The sequence below is a fragment of the Agrococcus sediminis genome (genome assembly GCF_007923295.1).
Lineage (GTDB): Bacteria > Actinomycetota > Actinomycetes > Actinomycetales > Microbacteriaceae > Agrococcus > Agrococcus sediminis.
Genome location: NZ_VOIR01000013.1, coordinates 77,185 through 92,842, shown reverse-complemented (window position 1 = coordinate 92,842; position 15,658 = coordinate 77,185). Strand labels below are relative to the sequence as shown.

At 72.5% G+C, this 15,658-nt stretch carries 17 protein-coding genes and 1 pseudogene; 10 read left to right on the top strand and 8 right to left on the bottom strand.

The features are described from left to right. The first annotated feature begins 148 nt into the window (after window positions 1–148). Complete coding sequence (locus FQ330_RS06320) at window positions 149–1,102, top strand: heme o synthase (protein WP_146356108.1); 954 nt, start codon at window positions 149–151, stop codon at window positions 1,100–1,102. A 15-nt stretch (window positions 1,103–1,117) separates the two neighbouring features. On the opposite strand, the gene FQ330_RS06315 is transcribed toward FQ330_RS06320, so the two are convergent. Beyond that, on the bottom strand, window positions 1,118–2,089 hold the full coding sequence (locus FQ330_RS06315; protein WP_146356106.1) for a Ppx/GppA phosphatase family protein: 972 nt from the start codon (window positions 2,087–2,089) through the stop codon (window positions 1,118–1,120). Next, window positions 2,086–2,988 (bottom strand): COX15/CtaA family protein, encoded by a 903-nt coding sequence (locus tag FQ330_RS06310; protein WP_192575862.1) that lies wholly within the window; start codon window positions 2,986–2,988, stop codon window positions 2,086–2,088. Before FQ330_RS06310 ends, FQ330_RS06315 begins: the two co-directional genes overlap by 4 nt. 186 nt (window positions 2,989–3,174) lie before the next feature. Here FQ330_RS06310 and sufB point away from each other — a divergent pair, with 186 nt between their 5' ends. The 5 genes from sufB to FQ330_RS06285 are packed head-to-tail and all read left to right on the top strand — an operon-like array spanning window position 3,175 to window position 7,270. Next, the gene (sufB, locus tag FQ330_RS06305; protein ID WP_128189689.1) at window positions 3,175–4,593 is read left to right on the top strand and encodes a Fe-S cluster assembly protein SufB; all 1,419 of its coding nucleotides are present in this window, start codon (window positions 3,175–3,177) and stop codon (window positions 4,591–4,593) included. Then, entirely contained in the window at window positions 4,593–5,810 is a 1,218-nt protein-coding gene (sufD, locus tag FQ330_RS06300) for a Fe-S cluster assembly protein SufD (RefSeq protein WP_146356102.1), read from the top strand. Before sufB ends, sufD begins: the two co-directional genes overlap by 1 nt. Further along, a complete protein-coding gene (locus tag FQ330_RS06295) occupies window positions 5,807–6,136 on the top strand; it encodes a non-heme iron oxygenase ferredoxin subunit (RefSeq protein WP_146356100.1) in 330 nt (109 codons plus the stop codon). Before sufD ends, FQ330_RS06295 begins: the two co-directional genes overlap by 4 nt. Window positions 6,137–6,179: 43 nt before the next feature. Beyond that, window positions 6,180–6,938: a Fe-S cluster assembly ATPase SufC gene (sufC, locus tag FQ330_RS06290; RefSeq protein ID WP_128189692.1), complete on the top strand. Its 759-nt coding sequence runs from the start codon at window positions 6,180–6,182 to the stop codon at window positions 6,936–6,938. Next, entirely contained in the window at window positions 6,938–7,270 is a 333-nt protein-coding gene (locus tag FQ330_RS06285; RefSeq protein ID WP_128189693.1) for a metal-sulfur cluster assembly factor, read from the top strand. The genes sufC and FQ330_RS06285 overlap by 1 nt, the downstream gene beginning before the upstream one ends. A gap of 119 nt (window positions 7,271–7,389) precedes the next feature. Here the strand turns inward: FQ330_RS06285 and FQ330_RS06280 are convergent, their stop codons facing one another. The 3 genes from FQ330_RS06280 to FQ330_RS06270 all read right to left on the bottom strand — a co-directional run bounded on the left by FQ330_RS06280 (window position 7,390) and on the right by FQ330_RS06270 (window position 10,319). Then, on the bottom strand, window positions 7,390–7,743 hold the full coding sequence (locus FQ330_RS06280; RefSeq protein WP_146356098.1) for a tryptophan synthase subunit alpha: 354 nt from the start codon (window positions 7,741–7,743) through the stop codon (window positions 7,390–7,392). A gap of 38 nt (window positions 7,744–7,781) precedes the next feature. Further along, window positions 7,782–9,590, bottom strand: a complete 1,809-nt coding sequence (locus FQ330_RS06275; protein WP_146356096.1) for a DEAD/DEAH box helicase — start codon at window positions 9,588–9,590, stop codon at window positions 7,782–7,784. A gap of 111 nt (window positions 9,591–9,701) precedes the next feature. Continuing rightward, a complete protein-coding gene (locus FQ330_RS06270) occupies window positions 9,702–10,319 on the bottom strand; it encodes a biotin transporter BioY (protein ID WP_128189696.1) in 618 nt (205 codons plus the stop codon). A gap of 152 nt (window positions 10,320–10,471) precedes the next feature. Here FQ330_RS06270 and FQ330_RS06265 point away from each other — a divergent pair. The 3 genes and pseudogenes from FQ330_RS06265 to FQ330_RS06255 all read left to right on the top strand — a co-directional run. Continuing rightward, window positions 10,472–11,140 (top strand): annotated as a pseudogene (locus tag FQ330_RS06265) (isocitrate lyase/phosphoenolpyruvate mutase family protein); the annotation flags it as partial. Between the two features lie 72 nt (window positions 11,141–11,212). Next, window positions 11,213–12,823, top strand: a complete 1,611-nt coding sequence (locus tag FQ330_RS06260; protein WP_146356094.1) for an ABC-F family ATP-binding cassette domain-containing protein — start codon at window positions 11,213–11,215, stop codon at window positions 12,821–12,823. A gap of 2 nt (window positions 12,824–12,825) precedes the next feature. Next, window positions 12,826–13,509 carry a trimeric intracellular cation channel family protein gene (locus FQ330_RS06255; RefSeq protein WP_146356092.1) on the top strand — a complete coding sequence of 228 codons (684 nt, stop codon included), beginning with the start codon at window positions 12,826–12,828 and terminating at the stop codon, window positions 13,507–13,509. 10 nt (window positions 13,510–13,519) lie between these two features. Here the strand turns inward: FQ330_RS06255 and FQ330_RS06250 are convergent, their stop codons facing one another. From FQ330_RS06250 to FQ330_RS06240, 3 genes are read right to left on the bottom strand one after another with little or no spacing between them, the layout of a single operon-like run. Beyond that, window positions 13,520–14,317, bottom strand: a complete 798-nt coding sequence (locus FQ330_RS06250) for an SURF1 family cytochrome oxidase biogenesis protein (protein WP_146356090.1) — start codon at window positions 14,315–14,317, stop codon at window positions 13,520–13,522. Next, the gene (locus FQ330_RS06245; RefSeq protein WP_396131181.1) at window positions 14,317–14,553 is read right to left on the bottom strand and encodes a hypothetical protein; all 237 of its coding nucleotides are present in this window, start codon (window positions 14,551–14,553) and stop codon (window positions 14,317–14,319) included. The genes FQ330_RS06250 and FQ330_RS06245 overlap by 1 nt, the downstream gene beginning before the upstream one ends. After that, a complete protein-coding gene (locus FQ330_RS06240) occupies window positions 14,550–14,876 on the bottom strand; it encodes a DUF3099 domain-containing protein (RefSeq protein WP_146356088.1) in 327 nt (108 codons plus the stop codon). The genes FQ330_RS06245 and FQ330_RS06240 overlap by 4 nt, the downstream gene beginning before the upstream one ends. Before the next feature lie 60 nt (window positions 14,877–14,936). Between FQ330_RS06240 and fabG the strand changes: the two genes are divergently transcribed. After that, window positions 14,937–15,644 carry a 3-oxoacyl-ACP reductase FabG gene (fabG, locus tag FQ330_RS06235; protein ID WP_146356086.1) on the top strand — a complete coding sequence of 236 codons (708 nt, stop codon included), beginning with the start codon at window positions 14,937–14,939 and terminating at the stop codon, window positions 15,642–15,644. Window positions 15,645–15,658 lie beyond the last annotated feature (14 nt).

The window sequence follows — 15,658 nt, the reverse complement described above, 5'->3', positions numbered from 1 at the left end:
TGCGGTGCGGACGGATGCGACCCGTCCAGCATAGTGAGCAGGCACATCCGCGCCCGGGTCCACTCCCGCACTGCGACGCCCCGCGTCGGCTAGGATGGTGGTCGGCCCTCGGGGCCGCGCCCCCACTCTCCGGAACGGAAGCAGCCGCATGTCGAACGCCACCTCGCACGGCGTGTCGACGCCCGCCGCGGAGGCGGCGACGGGGGAGCGGGGCCGCTCGCGGCTCGCCCGCAAGGCGTCGGCCTACGTCGCGCTCACGAAGCCGCGCGTGATCGAGCTGCTGCTCGTGACGGCGCTGCCGACGATGTTCCTGGCCGCCGGCGGCGTGCCGCCGATCGGCGCGCTGCTCGCGACCCTGCTCGGCGGCTTCCTCTCGGCCGGCAGCGCGAACGCGTTCAACATGATCATCGACCGCGACATCGACCGCGTCATGCACCGCACGAAGCAGCGGCCGCTCGTCACCGGCGCGCTCTCGGTCGCCGAGGCGCACGTGTTCGCGTGGACCCTCGCGGTCGTCTCGACGCTCGTGCTGGGCTTCTTCGCCAACTGGCTCGCCGCCGGGCTCTCGATCGTTGCGATCGCCTTCTACGTGCTCGTCTACACGATGCTGCTGAAGCGCCGCACCGAGCAGAACATCGTCTGGGGCGGCATCGCCGGGTGCTTCCCCGTCGTGATCGGCTGGGCCGGGGTGACGGGCTCGCTCGACTGGCCCGCCTGGATCCTCTTCGCGCTCGTGTTCCTCTGGACGCCCGCGCACTACTGGCCGCTGTCGATGAAGTACCGCGACGACTACGAGGCGGCCGACGTGCCGATGCTCGCCGTCGTCCGCGGCCGGCCGATGGTCGGCATCCAGGTCATCCTCTACGCGTGGGCGTCGCTCGCGTGCACGCTGCTGCTCATCCCGGTCGCGGGCATGGGGCTGCTCTACGCCACGGTCGCGGTGATCGCCGGCGCCTGGTTCGTCGGCGAGGCGCACGCGCTCTACGGCCGCGCGATCGCGGGCGAGCGCGAGATCCGCGCGATGCGGGTGTTCCACGCCTCGAACACCTACCTGACGCTCATCTTCCTCGCGGTCGGCGTCGACCCGCTGCTGCCGTTCTGAGCCGGCCGGGCCGGGCTACACCCGGTCGAGCATCTGCAGCAGCCGCCCCTCGCGCAGCGCCCACGGGCTCACGTCGAGCTGCTTGACGCCGAAGGCGCGCATCGCCTCGGAGAGCACGATGCCGCCAGCGACGATCTGGAACGTGCGCTCGGGGGTGATGCCGGGCAGCGCCGCGCGCGACCTCGCGTCCATCTTCGCGAGCCGCGGCACCCAGTCGTCGAGCTGGCCGCGCGTGAGCACGGCGCGATCGGCGTCGCCGACGCCCGGCATGAGGTTGCCCGCGAGCCGGGCGAGCGAGCGGATGGTCTTCGACGAGCCGATCACGTGGTCGGGCTTGCCGTAGGGCCGCACCTGCGCGACCGCGTCGTCGAGCACCGCCTTGGCGTAGAGCCGCAGCGCGCGCTGATCGGCGATCGCGGGCGGGTCGGCGTGGAAGAACCCGACGGTGCTCCGGCCCGCGCCGAGCGGCACCGACAGCGCGATCGCGGGCTCCTCGTCGTCGCCGACCGCGACCTCGAGCGAGCCGCCGCCGATGTCGAGCAGCAGGATGCGCCCCGCCGACCAGCCGAACCAGCGGCGCACCGCGAGGAACGTCAGCCTCGCCTCGTCGGCGCCCGAGAGGATGTCGAGCGAGACGTCGGCCTCGCGCTCGATCCGCGCCACGACCTCCTCGCCGTTCGCGGCCTCGCGCAGGGCGCTCGTGGCCATCACGACGAAGTCGTCGAGGTGCTCGCTCCTGGCGATCTCGGCGCACTCGCCGATCGCGGCGACGAGCGCGTCGACGCCCTCGTCGCTGATCGCCCCGTCCTCGTCGAGGTAGCGCATGAGCCGCAGGGTCAGCTTGTGCGAGCGCTGCGGCACCGGGCGCCCGCCGAGGCGCACGTCGACGATCAGCAGGTGCACGGTGTTCGATCCGATGTCGAGCACGCCGAGGCGCGCGCCGTGCCCGACGGCGCCGATCGCGCCGTCGACCGGACGCCCGCTCATGCCGCGGCCGCCGCGACCGGCTCGCGGAGCGCTCGCGCCGGCTGCGGCCGCAGCGACAGCACCACGGCGGCGCCGATGGCGGTCGCGATCACCGACAGCACCATGTGGATGCCGACGAGCAGGATCGGCAGGCCGAGGTTCGACTGCACGACCCCCACCAGGATCTGCACGAGGATGACGCCGAGGAGCGCGACCGCCCAGCGCAGGTGGGCGCGCGGCCCGCGCTTCGCCGCGACCGCGACGACCGCGAGCACGAGCGCGAGGAGCGCGTACCCGGGCCACGCGTGCACGTGCTGCATCACCGCAGGGTCGAGGCCGTTGCGGGCCGCGCCGCCGTCGCCCGCGTGCGGTCCCGAGCCGGTCGTGAGCACGCCGACGAAGACCACGACCGCGAGCGCGAACGTCATCGCGTGCACGAGCGCCGACTGCCAGCGGGGAGCCACCCTCGGTCCGGGCGCTCCGACGACGACGCGCCACACGAGCACCGCCGAGAGCGCCACGAGGATCACCGAGAGGAAGAAGTGCACGCCGACGGTGTCGGGGCGCAGCGCCATCCAGACCACCACCGCGCCGATGAGCGCCTGCGCGACCGTCAGCCCCAGCACGAGCGCGGCGAGCGCGACGATCGCGCGGCCGGCACGGCTGCGCACCGCGAGCACGAGCATCACGACGGCGATCAGCACGACGATGCCGCCCCACACCCGGTTCGTGAACTCGATGATGCCGTGGATGCCCTGCTCGGGCACCGGCGTGAAGGACTCCGGCGTGCAGTTGGGCCACTCGGAGCAGCCGAGGCCGGATCCGGTCAGGCGCACGGCACCGCCGGTGCCGACGATGACGATCTGCGAGACCAGCGTGGCCCATGCAGCGACGACCAGGGCGCGGGAGCGCTCGAGCAAGATGCACCTCTCATGCCGTTCGCGATAGGATCGAGGGGAGCCCATCGGCTCCGAACCCCTGCGCCGCTCCAGCGGCGAGGCATGTGCGAAGGCCCTTCAAGTATGGCCGAGCGCCGCGGTTCGGGTGGTCGCGCGGAATGCCGAGGAGCACCGCCGGGTTGCACACGACGGATGGAAGGGGGAGCGATGTCCGACGTCCTGATCGACCGGCCCGAGCTCGAGAGCCTGGGACAGTACGAATTCGGCTGGCACGACTCCGACGAGGCGGGTGCCATCGCCAAGCGAGGGCTGAGCGAGCAGGTGGTCCGCGAGATCTCCGAGCTCAAGAGCGAGTCCGACTGGATGCTCGAGCGCCGCCTCAAGGGGCTGCAGCTGTTCGAGCGCAAGCCGATGCCGACGTGGGGTGCCGACATCTCCGGCATCGACTTCGACAACATCAAGTACTTCGTGCGCTCCACGGAGCGCCAGGCGCAGTCCTGGGAGGACCTCCCCGAGGACATCCGCAACACCTACGACCGCCTCGGCATCCCGGAGGCGGAGCGCTCGCGCCTCGTCGCCGGCGTCGCGGCGCAGTACGAGTCGGAGGTCGTGTACCACCAGATCCAGGAGGAGCTGGAGGCGCAGGGCGTCATCTTCATGGACACCGACACGGCGCTGCGCGAGCACCCGGAGTTCTTCGAGGAGCACTTCGGCACCGTGATCCCGGCGGGCGACAACAAGTTCGCCGCGCTCAACACGGCGGTGTGGTCGGGCGGCTCGTTCGTCTACGTGCCCAAGGGCGTCCACGTCGAGATCCCGCTGCAGGCCTACTTCCGGATCAACACCGAGAACATGGGCCAGTTCGAGCGCACGCTCATCATCGCCGACGAGGGCTCGTACGTGCACTACATCGAGGGCTGCACGGCCCCGATCTACTCGTCCGACTCGCTGCACTCGGCCGTGGTCGAGATCATCGTGAAGAAGAACGCCCGCGTGCGCTACACGACGATCCAGAACTGGTCGAACAACGTCTACAACCTCGTCACGAAGCGCGCCATCGCCGAGGAGGGCGCGACGATGGAGTGGATCGACGGCAACATCGGCTCCAAGGTGACGATGAAGTACCCGTCGATCTACCTGGTCGGCGAGCGCGCCAAGGGCGAGACGCTGTCAGTGGCCTTCGCGGGCCCCGGCCAGCACCAGGACGCCGGCGCGAAGATGATCCACATGGCGCCGTACACGACGTCGTCGATCGTCTCGAAGTCGATCGCCCGCGGCGGCGGCCGCGCCGGCTACCGCGGGGAGGTGCGGGTCGACGCGAACGCCCACCACTCCGCCAACACGGTGCGCTGCGACGCGCTGCTCGTCGACACCATCTCGCGCTCCGACACCTACCCGGCCATCGACATCCGCGTCGACGACGTGGTGCTCGGGCACGAGGCGACGGTCTCGAAGGTCAGCGAGGAGCAGCTGTTCTACCTCATGTCGCGAGGCATGGCGGAGGACGAGGCGATGGCCATGATCGTCCGCGGCTTCATCGAGCCGATCGCCCGCGAGCTGCCGATGGAGTACGCGCTCGAGCTCAACAAGCTCATCGAGATGAGCATGGAAGGATCCGTCGGCTGATGACCGCGACTGACACGACCCCCGCTGCCCTGCGCACCGAGGCCGAGCCCGCCCGGCCCATCCAGACCCGGTCCGAGCGGCCGACGTCGTTCGACCCGGCCGACTTCGGCGCGCCCACGGGCCGCGAGGTCAACTGGAAGCTCTCCGACGTGCGCCGGCTCGCCCCGCTGTTCGTCGACGAGGAGACCGAGGCCGGCGACGAGCCCGGCATCGCGTACGACGTCGACGGCATCGCCGAGCGCGGCCTGCTCGTCGAGTCGACCGGCCACGACGCGGCGCCGCGGGGAGAGATCTTCCGGCCCGAGGACGTCGTGAGCGCGATCGCCTGGAAGCGCTGCCCGAACGCGCTGCACATCCGCCTGCCCGAGGGGCAGGAGGTCGCCGAGCCGATCGTCGCCCGCCTGCACGGCCTCGGCGCCGACCGGCACGCGAACGCGCACATCGTGATCGAGGCGCAGCCCGGCTCGATCGGCACCGTCGTGCTGCACCACTCGGGCAGCGCCCGGTACGCGCAGAACGTCGAGATCCTCGTGCGCGCCGGTGCCCGGCTGACCGTCATCAGCGTGCAGGACTGGGACGACGACGCGGTGCACGCGTCGGCCCACCAGGCGGTCGTCGCCGACGGCGGCTACCTCAAGCACATGGTGGTCTCGTTCGGCGGCGACGTCGTGCGGGTGAACCCCTCGGTGCGCCTCGCCGGCCACCGCGCGGAGGGCGAGCTCTACGGCCTGTCGTTCGCCGACGCGGGCCAGCACCTCGAGAGCCAGGTCTACCTCTTCCACGAGGGCGTCGAGACCCGCGGCGACGTGCTCTACAAGGGCGCGCTGCAGGGCACGGGCGCCCGCTCCGTCTGGATCGGCGACGTGCTGATCGGCTCCGGCGCGACCGGCACCGACAGCTACGAGAAGAACCAGAACCTCGTGCTCTCCGACGGCACGCGCGCCGACAGCATCCCGAACCTCGAGATCGAGACGGGCGACATCGCCGGAGCCGGCCACGCGTCGGCCACCGGCCGCTTCGACGACGAGCAGCTGTTCTACCTGCAGTCCCGCGGGATCGAGGAGGAGGAGGCGCGACGCCTCGTCGTCATCGGCTTCCTCATGGAGATCGTGCAGAAGATCGGCGTGGCCGAGATCGAGGAGCGCCTCGCCGAGGCGATCGACGAGGAGCTGCGCCGCGGCGCCGGCCTCGCTCCCGCGACGAGGGCTGGGGCATGACCGCGCAGCGCGCGTGCGGCGTCGACGACGTCTCCGTCAGCTCGGCCGTGATGGTGGAGCTCGACGGCATCGCCGTCGCGATCGTCAAGGACTCGGCCGGCGACATCCACGCGATCGGCGACACCTGCACCCACGGCGAGATCTCGCTGTCGGAGGGCTTCGTCGAGGGCGACACGATCGAGTGCTGGGCGCACGGCTCGCAGTTCGAGCTGCGCACGGGCACGCCGAAGAACCTGCCGGCCTTCGAGCCGGTGCCGGTGTTCCCGGTGACGATCGACGGCGACGACGTGCTCGTCGACGTGCAGAACCCTCTGATCAACGACTGACACAGCTGTGACGCGGCGTGACGCCGCGAAGGAAGGAAGCGCGATGAGCGTGCTGGACATCAAGGACCTGCGGGTCTCGATCGAGACCGAGCAGGGCAAGAAGGAGATCCTGCGGGGCGTCGACCTGTCGATCAGCTCCGACGAGATCCACGCGGTGATGGGGCCGAACGGCTCCGGCAAGTCGACCCTGGCGTACACGATCGCCGGTCACCCCCGCTACACCGTCGACGGCGGCTCGATCACGCTCGACGGCGAGGACGTGCTGGCGATGAGCGTCGACGAGCGCGCCCGCGCGGGCCTGTTCCTCGCCATGCAGTACCCGGTGGAGATCCCGGGCGTGACGGTGTCGAACTTCCTCCGCACGGCGAAGACGGCCGTGTCGGGCGAGGCGCCGCGCGTGCGCGAGTGGATCGGCGACGTGCGGAAGGCGATGGAGTCGCTGCGCATGGACTCCTCCTTCGGCGAGCGCAACGTGAACGAGGGCTTCTCGGGCGGCGAGAAGAAGCGCCACGAGATCCTGCAGATGGAGCTCCTGCGCCCCCGCTTCGCCGTGCTCGACGAGACCGACTCCGGCCTCGACGTCGACGCGCTGCGCATCGTGTCGGAGGGCGTCAACCGCATCAAGGCCGAGACCGGCCTCGGCGTGCTCCTCATCACGCACTACACGCGCATCCTGCGCTACATCAAGCCCGACCACGTGCACGTGTTCGTGAACGGCCGCATCGCCGAGCAGGGCGGCCACGAGCTGGCCGACCGGCTCGAGGAGGAGGGCTACGACCGCTACCTGAAGGCCGGCGTCTGATGGCGCTGGTCGAGGTCGACGCCACGAAGTTCGACCAGGTCACGGATGCTCTGAAGGACGTCGTCGACCCGGAGCTCGACGTCAACATCGTCGACCTGGGCCTCGTCTACGACCTCGCGTGGGACGACGAGCAGGACGCGCTCGTGATCTCGATGACGCTCACCTCGGCCGGCTGCCCGCTGACCGACGTGATCGAGACCGAGATCGCCGAGAAGCTCGACGGCGTCGTGGAGCGGTTCCGCATCAACTGGGTGTGGATGCCGCCGTGGGGCCCGGAGCGGATCACCGAGGACGGCCGCGAGATGATGCGGGCGTTGGGGTTCACGATCTGACCGAAGATCAGATGACCGCTGATTGGTCACGTTTCGTCACGGCACGCCGGTGCCCGCGACGAAACGTGACCAATAGGCGTTCCCGGGGGGGGGTCTGCAGGGGCGGATGCGGCGGGGACTCAGCCCGCCCGGCGCACCCGCGGCGCCCAGGCGCGCTCGGTCTCGACGACCGACAGCATCGACCAGACGGTCGGCGCGAGCGGCGGGTAGTCCTCCACGATGCGGCGCAGCACCTGGTCGCTCACGTCGTGGTCGGGGCGCACGGCTCCGGGCGGCAGGATGCGCTCGGAGCGCAGCAGCAGCACCACGATCTCGTCGACGCTCGGCAGCTCGGACATGAACTCCCACGGGTCCTCGCCCGCGCGCAGCCGCTCGTCTACGAGCACCGAGCGCTCGTCGAGCGCCTCGGCGCGCAGCACCTCGAGGCTCGCATGCCTGCGCGGCGAGGGATGGGGCGCTGGCTTCCGGGTCACCGATCCAGCCTAGGCGGAGGCCCCGTGGGCGCGCCCGGTCAGGGCCGGCCCTCGTGCCGCGGCTTGCGCGCGGGCCGGTCGTCGCGGTCGCGCCCGCCGCGGTCGTCGCGGCCGCGGCGCTCGCCGCGCTGCTCCCGCGCGCCCGTGTCGACGCGGATGTCGATGGGCACGCCCGAGATGCGGGTCTTCGCGAGCCGCTCGAGCTGCGAGCGGTCGAGCTCGGGCAGCTCGACGAGCGTGAAGTCCCAGCGGATCTGGATGCGGCCGAAGTCGTCGCGGCCGAGCCCGCCCTCGTTGGCGAGCGCGCCGACGATCTGGCGCGGCTCGACGCCCTTGCGGCTGCCGACGGCGAGGCGGTACGTGGTCGCGTCGGAGGGGCCGCGGCGGGCGCGCCGCTCGCCGGCCTGGCCGTCGCCCATGCGCTCCGGGCGGTCGCCGCGCGCGGGCCGCTCGCCTCGGTCGGCGCGCGACGCCTGGAGCGCGCGGTCGGCCTGCTCGTCGAGCAGCAGCGGCGCGTCGCCCTGCGCGACGACGGCGAGGGCCGCCGCGACGTCCTCCTGCGGCACGTCGTGGTGCTCGACGTAGTGCGCGACGATCTCGCGGAAGCGATCGATGCGATCGGTCTCGGCGAGCGCGGCGGTGATCGCGTCGTCGAAGCGCGTCAGGCGCGTCGCGTTCACCTCGCCGGCGCTCGGCATCGGCATGACCGCGACCGTGCCGCGCGTCGCCTTCTCGATCGCGCTCAGCATCCTCCGCTCACGGGCGGTCACGAAGCTGATCGCGTCGCCGGTGCGCCCCGCACGGCCGGTGCGGCCGATCCGGTGCACGTACGACTCGGTGTCGATCGGCAGGTCGTAGTTGATGACGTGGCTGATGCGCTCGACGTCGAGCCCGCGCGCGGCGACGTCCGTCGCGACGAGCACGTCGAGGTCGCCCGAGCGCAGCTGCTCGATGGTCTTCTCGCGCTGCGGCTGGGCGACGTCGCCCGAGATCGCCGCGGCGGCGTAGCCGCGGGCGCGCAGCCGCTCGGCCACGGTCTCGGTCTCGTTGCGGGTGCGCGTGAAGACGATCGCCGCCTCGAACGGCTCGACCTCGAGCACGCGCGTGAGCGCCTCGAGCTTCTGCTGGTACGAGACCATGAGCGCACGCTGCGTGATGCTCGGCGACGTCGCCGCGCTCCCGCGCACGGTGATCTCGGCGGGCTCGCGCAGGTGCTGCTGCGAGATCGCGCGGATCTGCCGCGGCATCGTCGCCGAGAACAGTGCGACCTGCTTCTCGGCGGGCGTCGCCTGCAGGATCTGGTCGACGTCCTCCGCGAAGCCCATCCGCAGCATCTCGTCGGCCTCGTCGAGCACGACGTGGGTGAGGCCCGACAGGTCGAGCGTGCCCTTCGCGAGGTGGTCCATGATGCGGCCCGGCGTGCCGACGACGACGTGGACGCCACGGCGGAGCGCCGACAGCTGCACGCCGTAGCCCTGCCCGCCGTAGATCGGCAGCACGTGCACGCCGCCGAGGTGCGCGGCGTAGCGCTCGAAGGCCTCGCAGACCTGCACGGCGAGCTCGCGCGTGGGCGTCAGCACGAGCGCCTGGGGGCTGCGCCGCTCGACGTCGATGGCCGCGAGCACCGGCAGCGCGAACGCCGCGGTCTTGCCCGTGCCGGTCGACGCGAGGCCGATGAGGTCGCGGCCCCCGAGCAGCAGCGGGATCGTCTCGGCCTGGATCGCCGAGGGCGTCTCGTAGCCGACGTCGTCGAGCGCTCGGAGGATGTCTGCCGGCAGTCCGAGGCTCGCGAACGTGGTGCGCTCGCCGTCGGTGTCGGGCTCGGGAGTGGGCTGCGCGTCGGTCATGACTGCAACGCTACGCGCTGCGCGCCCCATCCGCCGCCGCCGGCCGGCGTTCCGACGACGGAGGGTCCGCACCGTCGCGGTGCGGACCCTGTCGGTCGGGTGCGGATGCGGTCAGTCGGCCGCGCGGTCGAGGGCGCGGACGCCCGCCCACGCGGCGGGCATCGCCGCCGCGGCGATCGCCCACTTGACGATGCCGCCGACGATGAACGGCGTGAATCCGAAGGCGAGCGCCGTCGGCAGGTCGACGGGCGTGCCGAGCGCGGCGAGCACGGCGGCCATGTAGGGGATGCCGAACACGAACGGGATGAGGCTCGCGAGGCCGAAGAGCGCGATGGCGAGCAGCGGGCGGCGGTCCCAGCGCCGCTCGGCGAGCCAGCCGACGACCGCGGCGGTGGCGACGAAGCCGATGATGTATCCGAAGCTCGGCGTGCCGACGGCGGCGATGCTGCCGGTGAAGCCGGCGAAGACGGGGGCGCCGGCGAGGCCGAGGCCCAGGTAGCCGGCGAGCGCGGCGACGCCGCGGCGGAAGCCGAGCGACGCGGCGACGAGCATGACGCCGAGCGTCTGGCCGGTGATCGGCACGGGCCACATCGGGATCTCGACCTGCGCGAGCGCGGCGACGACGGCGATGCCGGCGACGACGAGCAGCAGGTCCTTGACCAGGGTGCGCTGCCCGACGAGGGCGTCGGCGAGCACGGTGCGGCGCGAGAGGGCGGGGGCTGCAGTCATGGCGACAGCCTAGGACGACGCGGATGCCCGGGCGGCATCCCAGGCGGCCCGCCTAGCATCGCCGCATGAGCGATCTCGCACGCAAGGCCTCCACGCTGCTGTCGATGCACGACGAGCTCGTCGTGCTCCCCACCGTCTAGGACGCGTGGTCGGCCCGCGCCGTCGTCGACGCCGGCTTCGCCGCGCTGTCGATCGGCAGCCATCCCGTCGCCGAGTCGCGCGGGCAGGCGGACGGCGAGGGGATGTCGCTCGCCGAGGCCCTCGAGGCCGTCTCGCGCATCGCCGCCGCCGTCGACGTGCCCGTCAGCGCCGACCTCGAGTCGGGCTACGGGGTGCCGCCCGCCGAGCTGATCGACCGCCTGCTCGAGGCGGGCGCCGTCGGCCTCAACGTGGAGGACACCGTGCACGGCGAGGACCGGATGCGCGAGCCGCAGGAGCACGCCGACTACGTCGCGGGCCTGCGCGCCGCGGCTGACGCCGCCGGTGTCGACGTGGTGATCAACGCGCGCACCGACGCGTTCGCCCGCCCGGAGCTGCACGGCGCCGACCCGCTCGAGCAGGCGATCGAGCGCTGCCTGCTCGCCGAGCAGGCGGGCGCGCGCTCGCTCTACCCCGTGAAGCCGCCGAGCCCGGAGGCCGTCACGAGCATCCTCGAGTGCGTGACCCTGCCCGTGAACGTCACCGCGCATCCGATCGACGGCTCGGTGTTCGGCGACCTCGCGTCGACCCGCGCGGCGGGCATGCGGCGCGTGACGTTCGGGCCCCGGCTGCAGGCGGCGCTCACCGACGAGATCGGCTCGCTCCTGCACCGCTGGCGCTGACGCCGGGCCGCTCGGTGGGTAGCATGGAGGGCTGGGCGTGCCGCCCGCGACCCCCACCCCGACAGGACCGACATGATCGACGTGCGCGAATTCGAGCTCTCCGTGGGCCCGCGCACCCTGATGACCGACGTCTCGTTTCGCATCTCCGCGGGCGACAAGATCGGGCTCGTGGGCCGCAACGGCGCCGGCAAGACCACCATGACGAAGGTGCTCGCCGGCATCAGCGACGACCGCGACGGCCACACCTTCTCCGGCACCGTCGAGCGCTCGGGAGAGATCGGCTACCTGCCGCAGGACCCGCGCTCGGGCGACCCGAAGCAGACGGCCCGCCGCCGCATCCTCGACGCCCGCGGGCTCGGCGAGCTCGTCGAGGGCATGCGCCTGGCGACCGAGCAGATGGGGGAGGGCGGCACCGTCGCCGACGACGCGATGCGCCGCTACAGCCGGCTCGAGGACCGCTTCCTGGCGCTCGGCGGCTACGCGGCCGAGGCCGAGGGCGCCGCGATCGCGTCGAACCTGCAGCTGCCCGACCGCATCCTCGACCAGCCGCTCGAGACGCTCTCGGGCGGCCAGCGCCGCCGCATCGAGCTCGCGCGCATCCTCTTCTCGGGCGCCGACACGATGCTGCTCGACGAGCCCACCAACCACCTCGACGCCGACTCGGTGGTGTGGCTGCGCGAGTTCCTGAAGGGCTACCAGGGCGGGCTGCTCATCATCAGCCACGACGTGCAGCTCGTCGAGGAGACCGTGAACCGCGTCTTCTACCTCGACGCCAACCGCCAGGTGATCGACATCTACAACATGTCGTGGAAGCTGTACCTGCGCCAGCGCGAGGCCGACGCCGAGCGCCGCAAGCGCGAGCGCGCGAACGTCGAGAAGCAGGCGAGCCAGCTCGAGCTGCAGGCGGCGAAGATGGGCGCGAAGGCCACGAAGGCCGTCGCGTCGAAGCAGATGGCGAAGCGGGCCGAGCGGATGCGCTCCGGGCTCGAGGACGTCCGTGCCGTCGACCGCGTGGCCAAGCTGCGCTTCCCGAAGCCGGCGCCGGTCGGGAAGACGCCGATCATGGCGCGCGACCTGTCGAAGTCGTACGGGTCGCTCGAGATCTTCACGGCCGTCGACCTCGCGGTGGACCGCGGCTCGCGCGTCGTGATCCTGGGCCTCAACGGCGCCGGCAAGACGACGCTGCTGCGCATCCTCGCCGGCGTCTCCGAGAGCGACACGGGCGAGATCGAGCGCGGCCACGGCCTGCGCGTCGGCTACTACGCGCAGGAGCACGAGACGCTCGACGTCGAGCGCTCGGTGCTCGCGAACATGCTCTCGGCATCGCCCGACATCACCTCGACCGAGGCTCGGCGCGTGCTCGGCTCCTTCCTCTTCACGGGCGACGACGCCGACAAGCCCGCACGCGTGCTCTCGGGCGGCGAGAAGACGCGCCTGTCGCTCGCGATGCTCGTCGTCTCGAGCGCCAACCTCCTGCTGCTCGACGAGCCGACGAACAACCTCGACCCCGCGAGCCGCGAGGAGATCCTCGGCGCGCTCGGCGCCTACGAGGGCGCGGTCATCCTCGTCAGCCACGACGAGGGCGCCGTCGAGGCGCTCGACCCCGAGCGGGTGCTCATCATGCCCGACGGCACCGAGGACCTCTGGAGCCCGGAGTACCTCGACCTCATCGGGCTGGCGTAGCGGTGGAGGAGCCGACCGGCTGGCTCGCCGTCCTGCGCGACGGCTTCTCGGCGGTCGGCATCCTGGCGTTCGCCATCTCGGGTGCGCTGCTCGCCGTGCAGAAGCGCATGGACGTCGTCGGCATGGCGGGCCTCGCGGTCGTCACCGCGACCGGCGGCGGCATGATCCGCGACCTGCTCATCGGCGCGACGCCGGTCGCGGCGCTCGTGGACTGGTGGATGCTCGCGGTCGCCCTCGCGGGCGCGCTCGTGGTCTTCGTCCTCCACCGGTGGATCGAGCGCCTCGACCGCCCGGTGCTGGTGTTCGACGCGATCGGGCTCGGCATCTTCGCCGTCGAGGGCGCGAGGAAGGCGATCGACTTCGGCGTCGGACCGGTGGGGGCGGCGTTCGTCGGCATGCTCACCGGCATCGGCGGCGGCATCCTGCGCGACGCCCTCGCGAACGAGATCCCGGCCGTGTTCCGCCGCGAGTCGCGGCTCTACCTCCTGCCCGCGCTCGTCGGCTCGAGCGCCGCGGCGGCCGCGGTCGAGCTCGGGGTCGGCAGCTGGCTCGTGCTGGGCCTGCTCGCGCTGCTCGTGTGCGGGCTGCGCATCGCGAGCGAGCTGCTGCACTGGCGGGTGCCGGCGCTGCGCACCGAGGCGATCCCGGTCGTGCGGCGCGACGACCCGGACGCCGGCGCCAGCTAGCGGCGGCTCGCTAGCCGCGGTCGAGGATGTCGTCCTCGACGTCGGCGTCCGTGCGCCGCACGCGCCCGGGCCGCGGCGTCGCCGCGCCGCCGCGCAGCTCCTCGCGCAGGCCCCACGCGACGGCCGCGTAGCCGCCGAGCGCGAAGACGAACCACTGCAGCGTGTACGACAGGTGCGGGCCCTCGTCGAGCACGGGCCGCGCGGCGATCGCGACGTCGCCGGGCGCGGCGCCGTCCTCGCTCACGAGCAGGCCGTACGCGCCGGTGTAGGTCGGCGCGCCGAGCCCCTCGGCGATGGACGGCAGGTTGACCGACGCGATCTGCCCCTCGGGCGCGCCGCGTCCGGCGATGTCGCCCTCGTTGGGGCGCAGCCGCGCCACCACCGTCGTCGGGCCCTCGGGCGTCGCCGGCGCGGTGACGGGCTCCTCGGCGCCCTCCGCCTGGTCGATCCAGCCGCGGTCGACGACGAAGACGGTGCCGTCGGCCGTGCGGAACGGCGCGATGACGTCGAAGCCCACCTGGCCGCCGCGCCAGCGGCCGCGCAGCAGGAGCTGCTCCTCCGTCAGGTACTCGCCCTCGAGCAGCACCGGCGTCCACTGCCGGTCGGGGTCGAACGCGCCCGGCTGGGGGAGCGCATCCGCCACCGGCACGGGCTGCCGGTCGTAGTTCGACTCGAGCCGCTCGATGGCGGCGAGCGCCTCCTCGCGGCGGTTCCACTGCCAGACGCCGAAGGCGCTGCAGGCGATGGCGAAGGCGGTCGCCAGCGCGAGGTAGCCGAGCCAGCGCGGCTGGCGGAGCAGGCGGAGCATCAGGCGACCCGCTCCACGCTCTCGCCGAAGGGCGTCACCGCGACCGGGAAGCCGCGCGACGCGAGCCACGCCTCGAGCTGCGCGCGGTGCTCGTCGCACGCCGCCCAGGTCTTCACGCGGTCGACGGGGTGGATGCGGGGGTTGCGCCAGTGCACGGCGTGCACCGCGTCGGCGGCGCAGCCGGCCGCGGAGCACGGCGTCGCCGTGCCGCCGCCCAGCATCGACAGCAGGCTCACGGGCGCTCGTCCGGGGACGGGCCGGAGGTGCCGGTGCTGCCGGTCGGGGAGCCGCCGGACGGACCCGGCGGCAGCGCGTTCGGCGCGACGCGGCCGACCTCGGGCCCGGTGCTGCCGACCTGGTTGGCGATGACGACGGCGAAGTAGGGGATGAACACGGCGAAGAACGCGGGGATCAGCTTCCACCAGTCGGGCACCACGAAGAAGATGCCGAGGCACGCGACGCGCACGAGCATGAGGATGAGGTACGTGCGGAAGCGCCTCTGACGATCCTCGTCAGGGGAGATCGGGAGGTCGGTGATCGACGCGGATCGAGCTCGCATGGCTCTGGGCAGTCTACGCGCGGCCGCTATGCGCACGCCCTGCGACGTAGGCTGGCTCGCATGACCTCTCGCACCGTGCTCGTCACCGGCGGCAACCGCGGCATCGGCCGCGCCATCGCCCAGTCCTTCCTCGACGCCGGGCACCGCGTCGCGATCACCTCGCGCGACGGCTCCGGTCCCGAGGGGGCGCTGGCGGTCGCTGCCGACGTGACCGACGCCGCCTCGATCGACGCGGCGTTCACGCAGGTCGAGGCCGAGCTCGGCCCCGTCGAGGTCGTGGTCGCGAACGCCGGCATCACCCGCGACACGCTGCTCATGCGGATGAGCGAGCAGGACTTCACCGACGTCGTCGACACCAACCTGGGCGGCGCGTTCCGCGTCGTGCAGCGCGCCTCGAAGGGCATGCTGCGCGCGAAGTGGGGCCGCATCGTGCTGATCTCGAGCGTCGTCGGGCTCTACGGCGGCCCCGGCCAGGTCAACTACGCCGCGTCGAAGGCCGGCCTCGTCGGCATCGCGCGGTCGATCACGCGCGAGCTGGGCGCCCGCGGCATCACGGCGAACGTCGTCGCGCCCGGCTTCATCGAGACCGACATGACCGCCGAGCTCGACGAGCAGACGCAGGCCGAGTACCGGAAGGCGATCCCGGCCGGCCGGTACGGCAGCGCCGCCGAGGTCGCCGGCGTGGTGCGGTGGCTCGCGGGCGACGAGGCCGCCTACATCTCGGGCGCGGTCATCCCCGTCGACGGCGGCCTCGGCATGGGGCACTGACGCCGCGATGGACA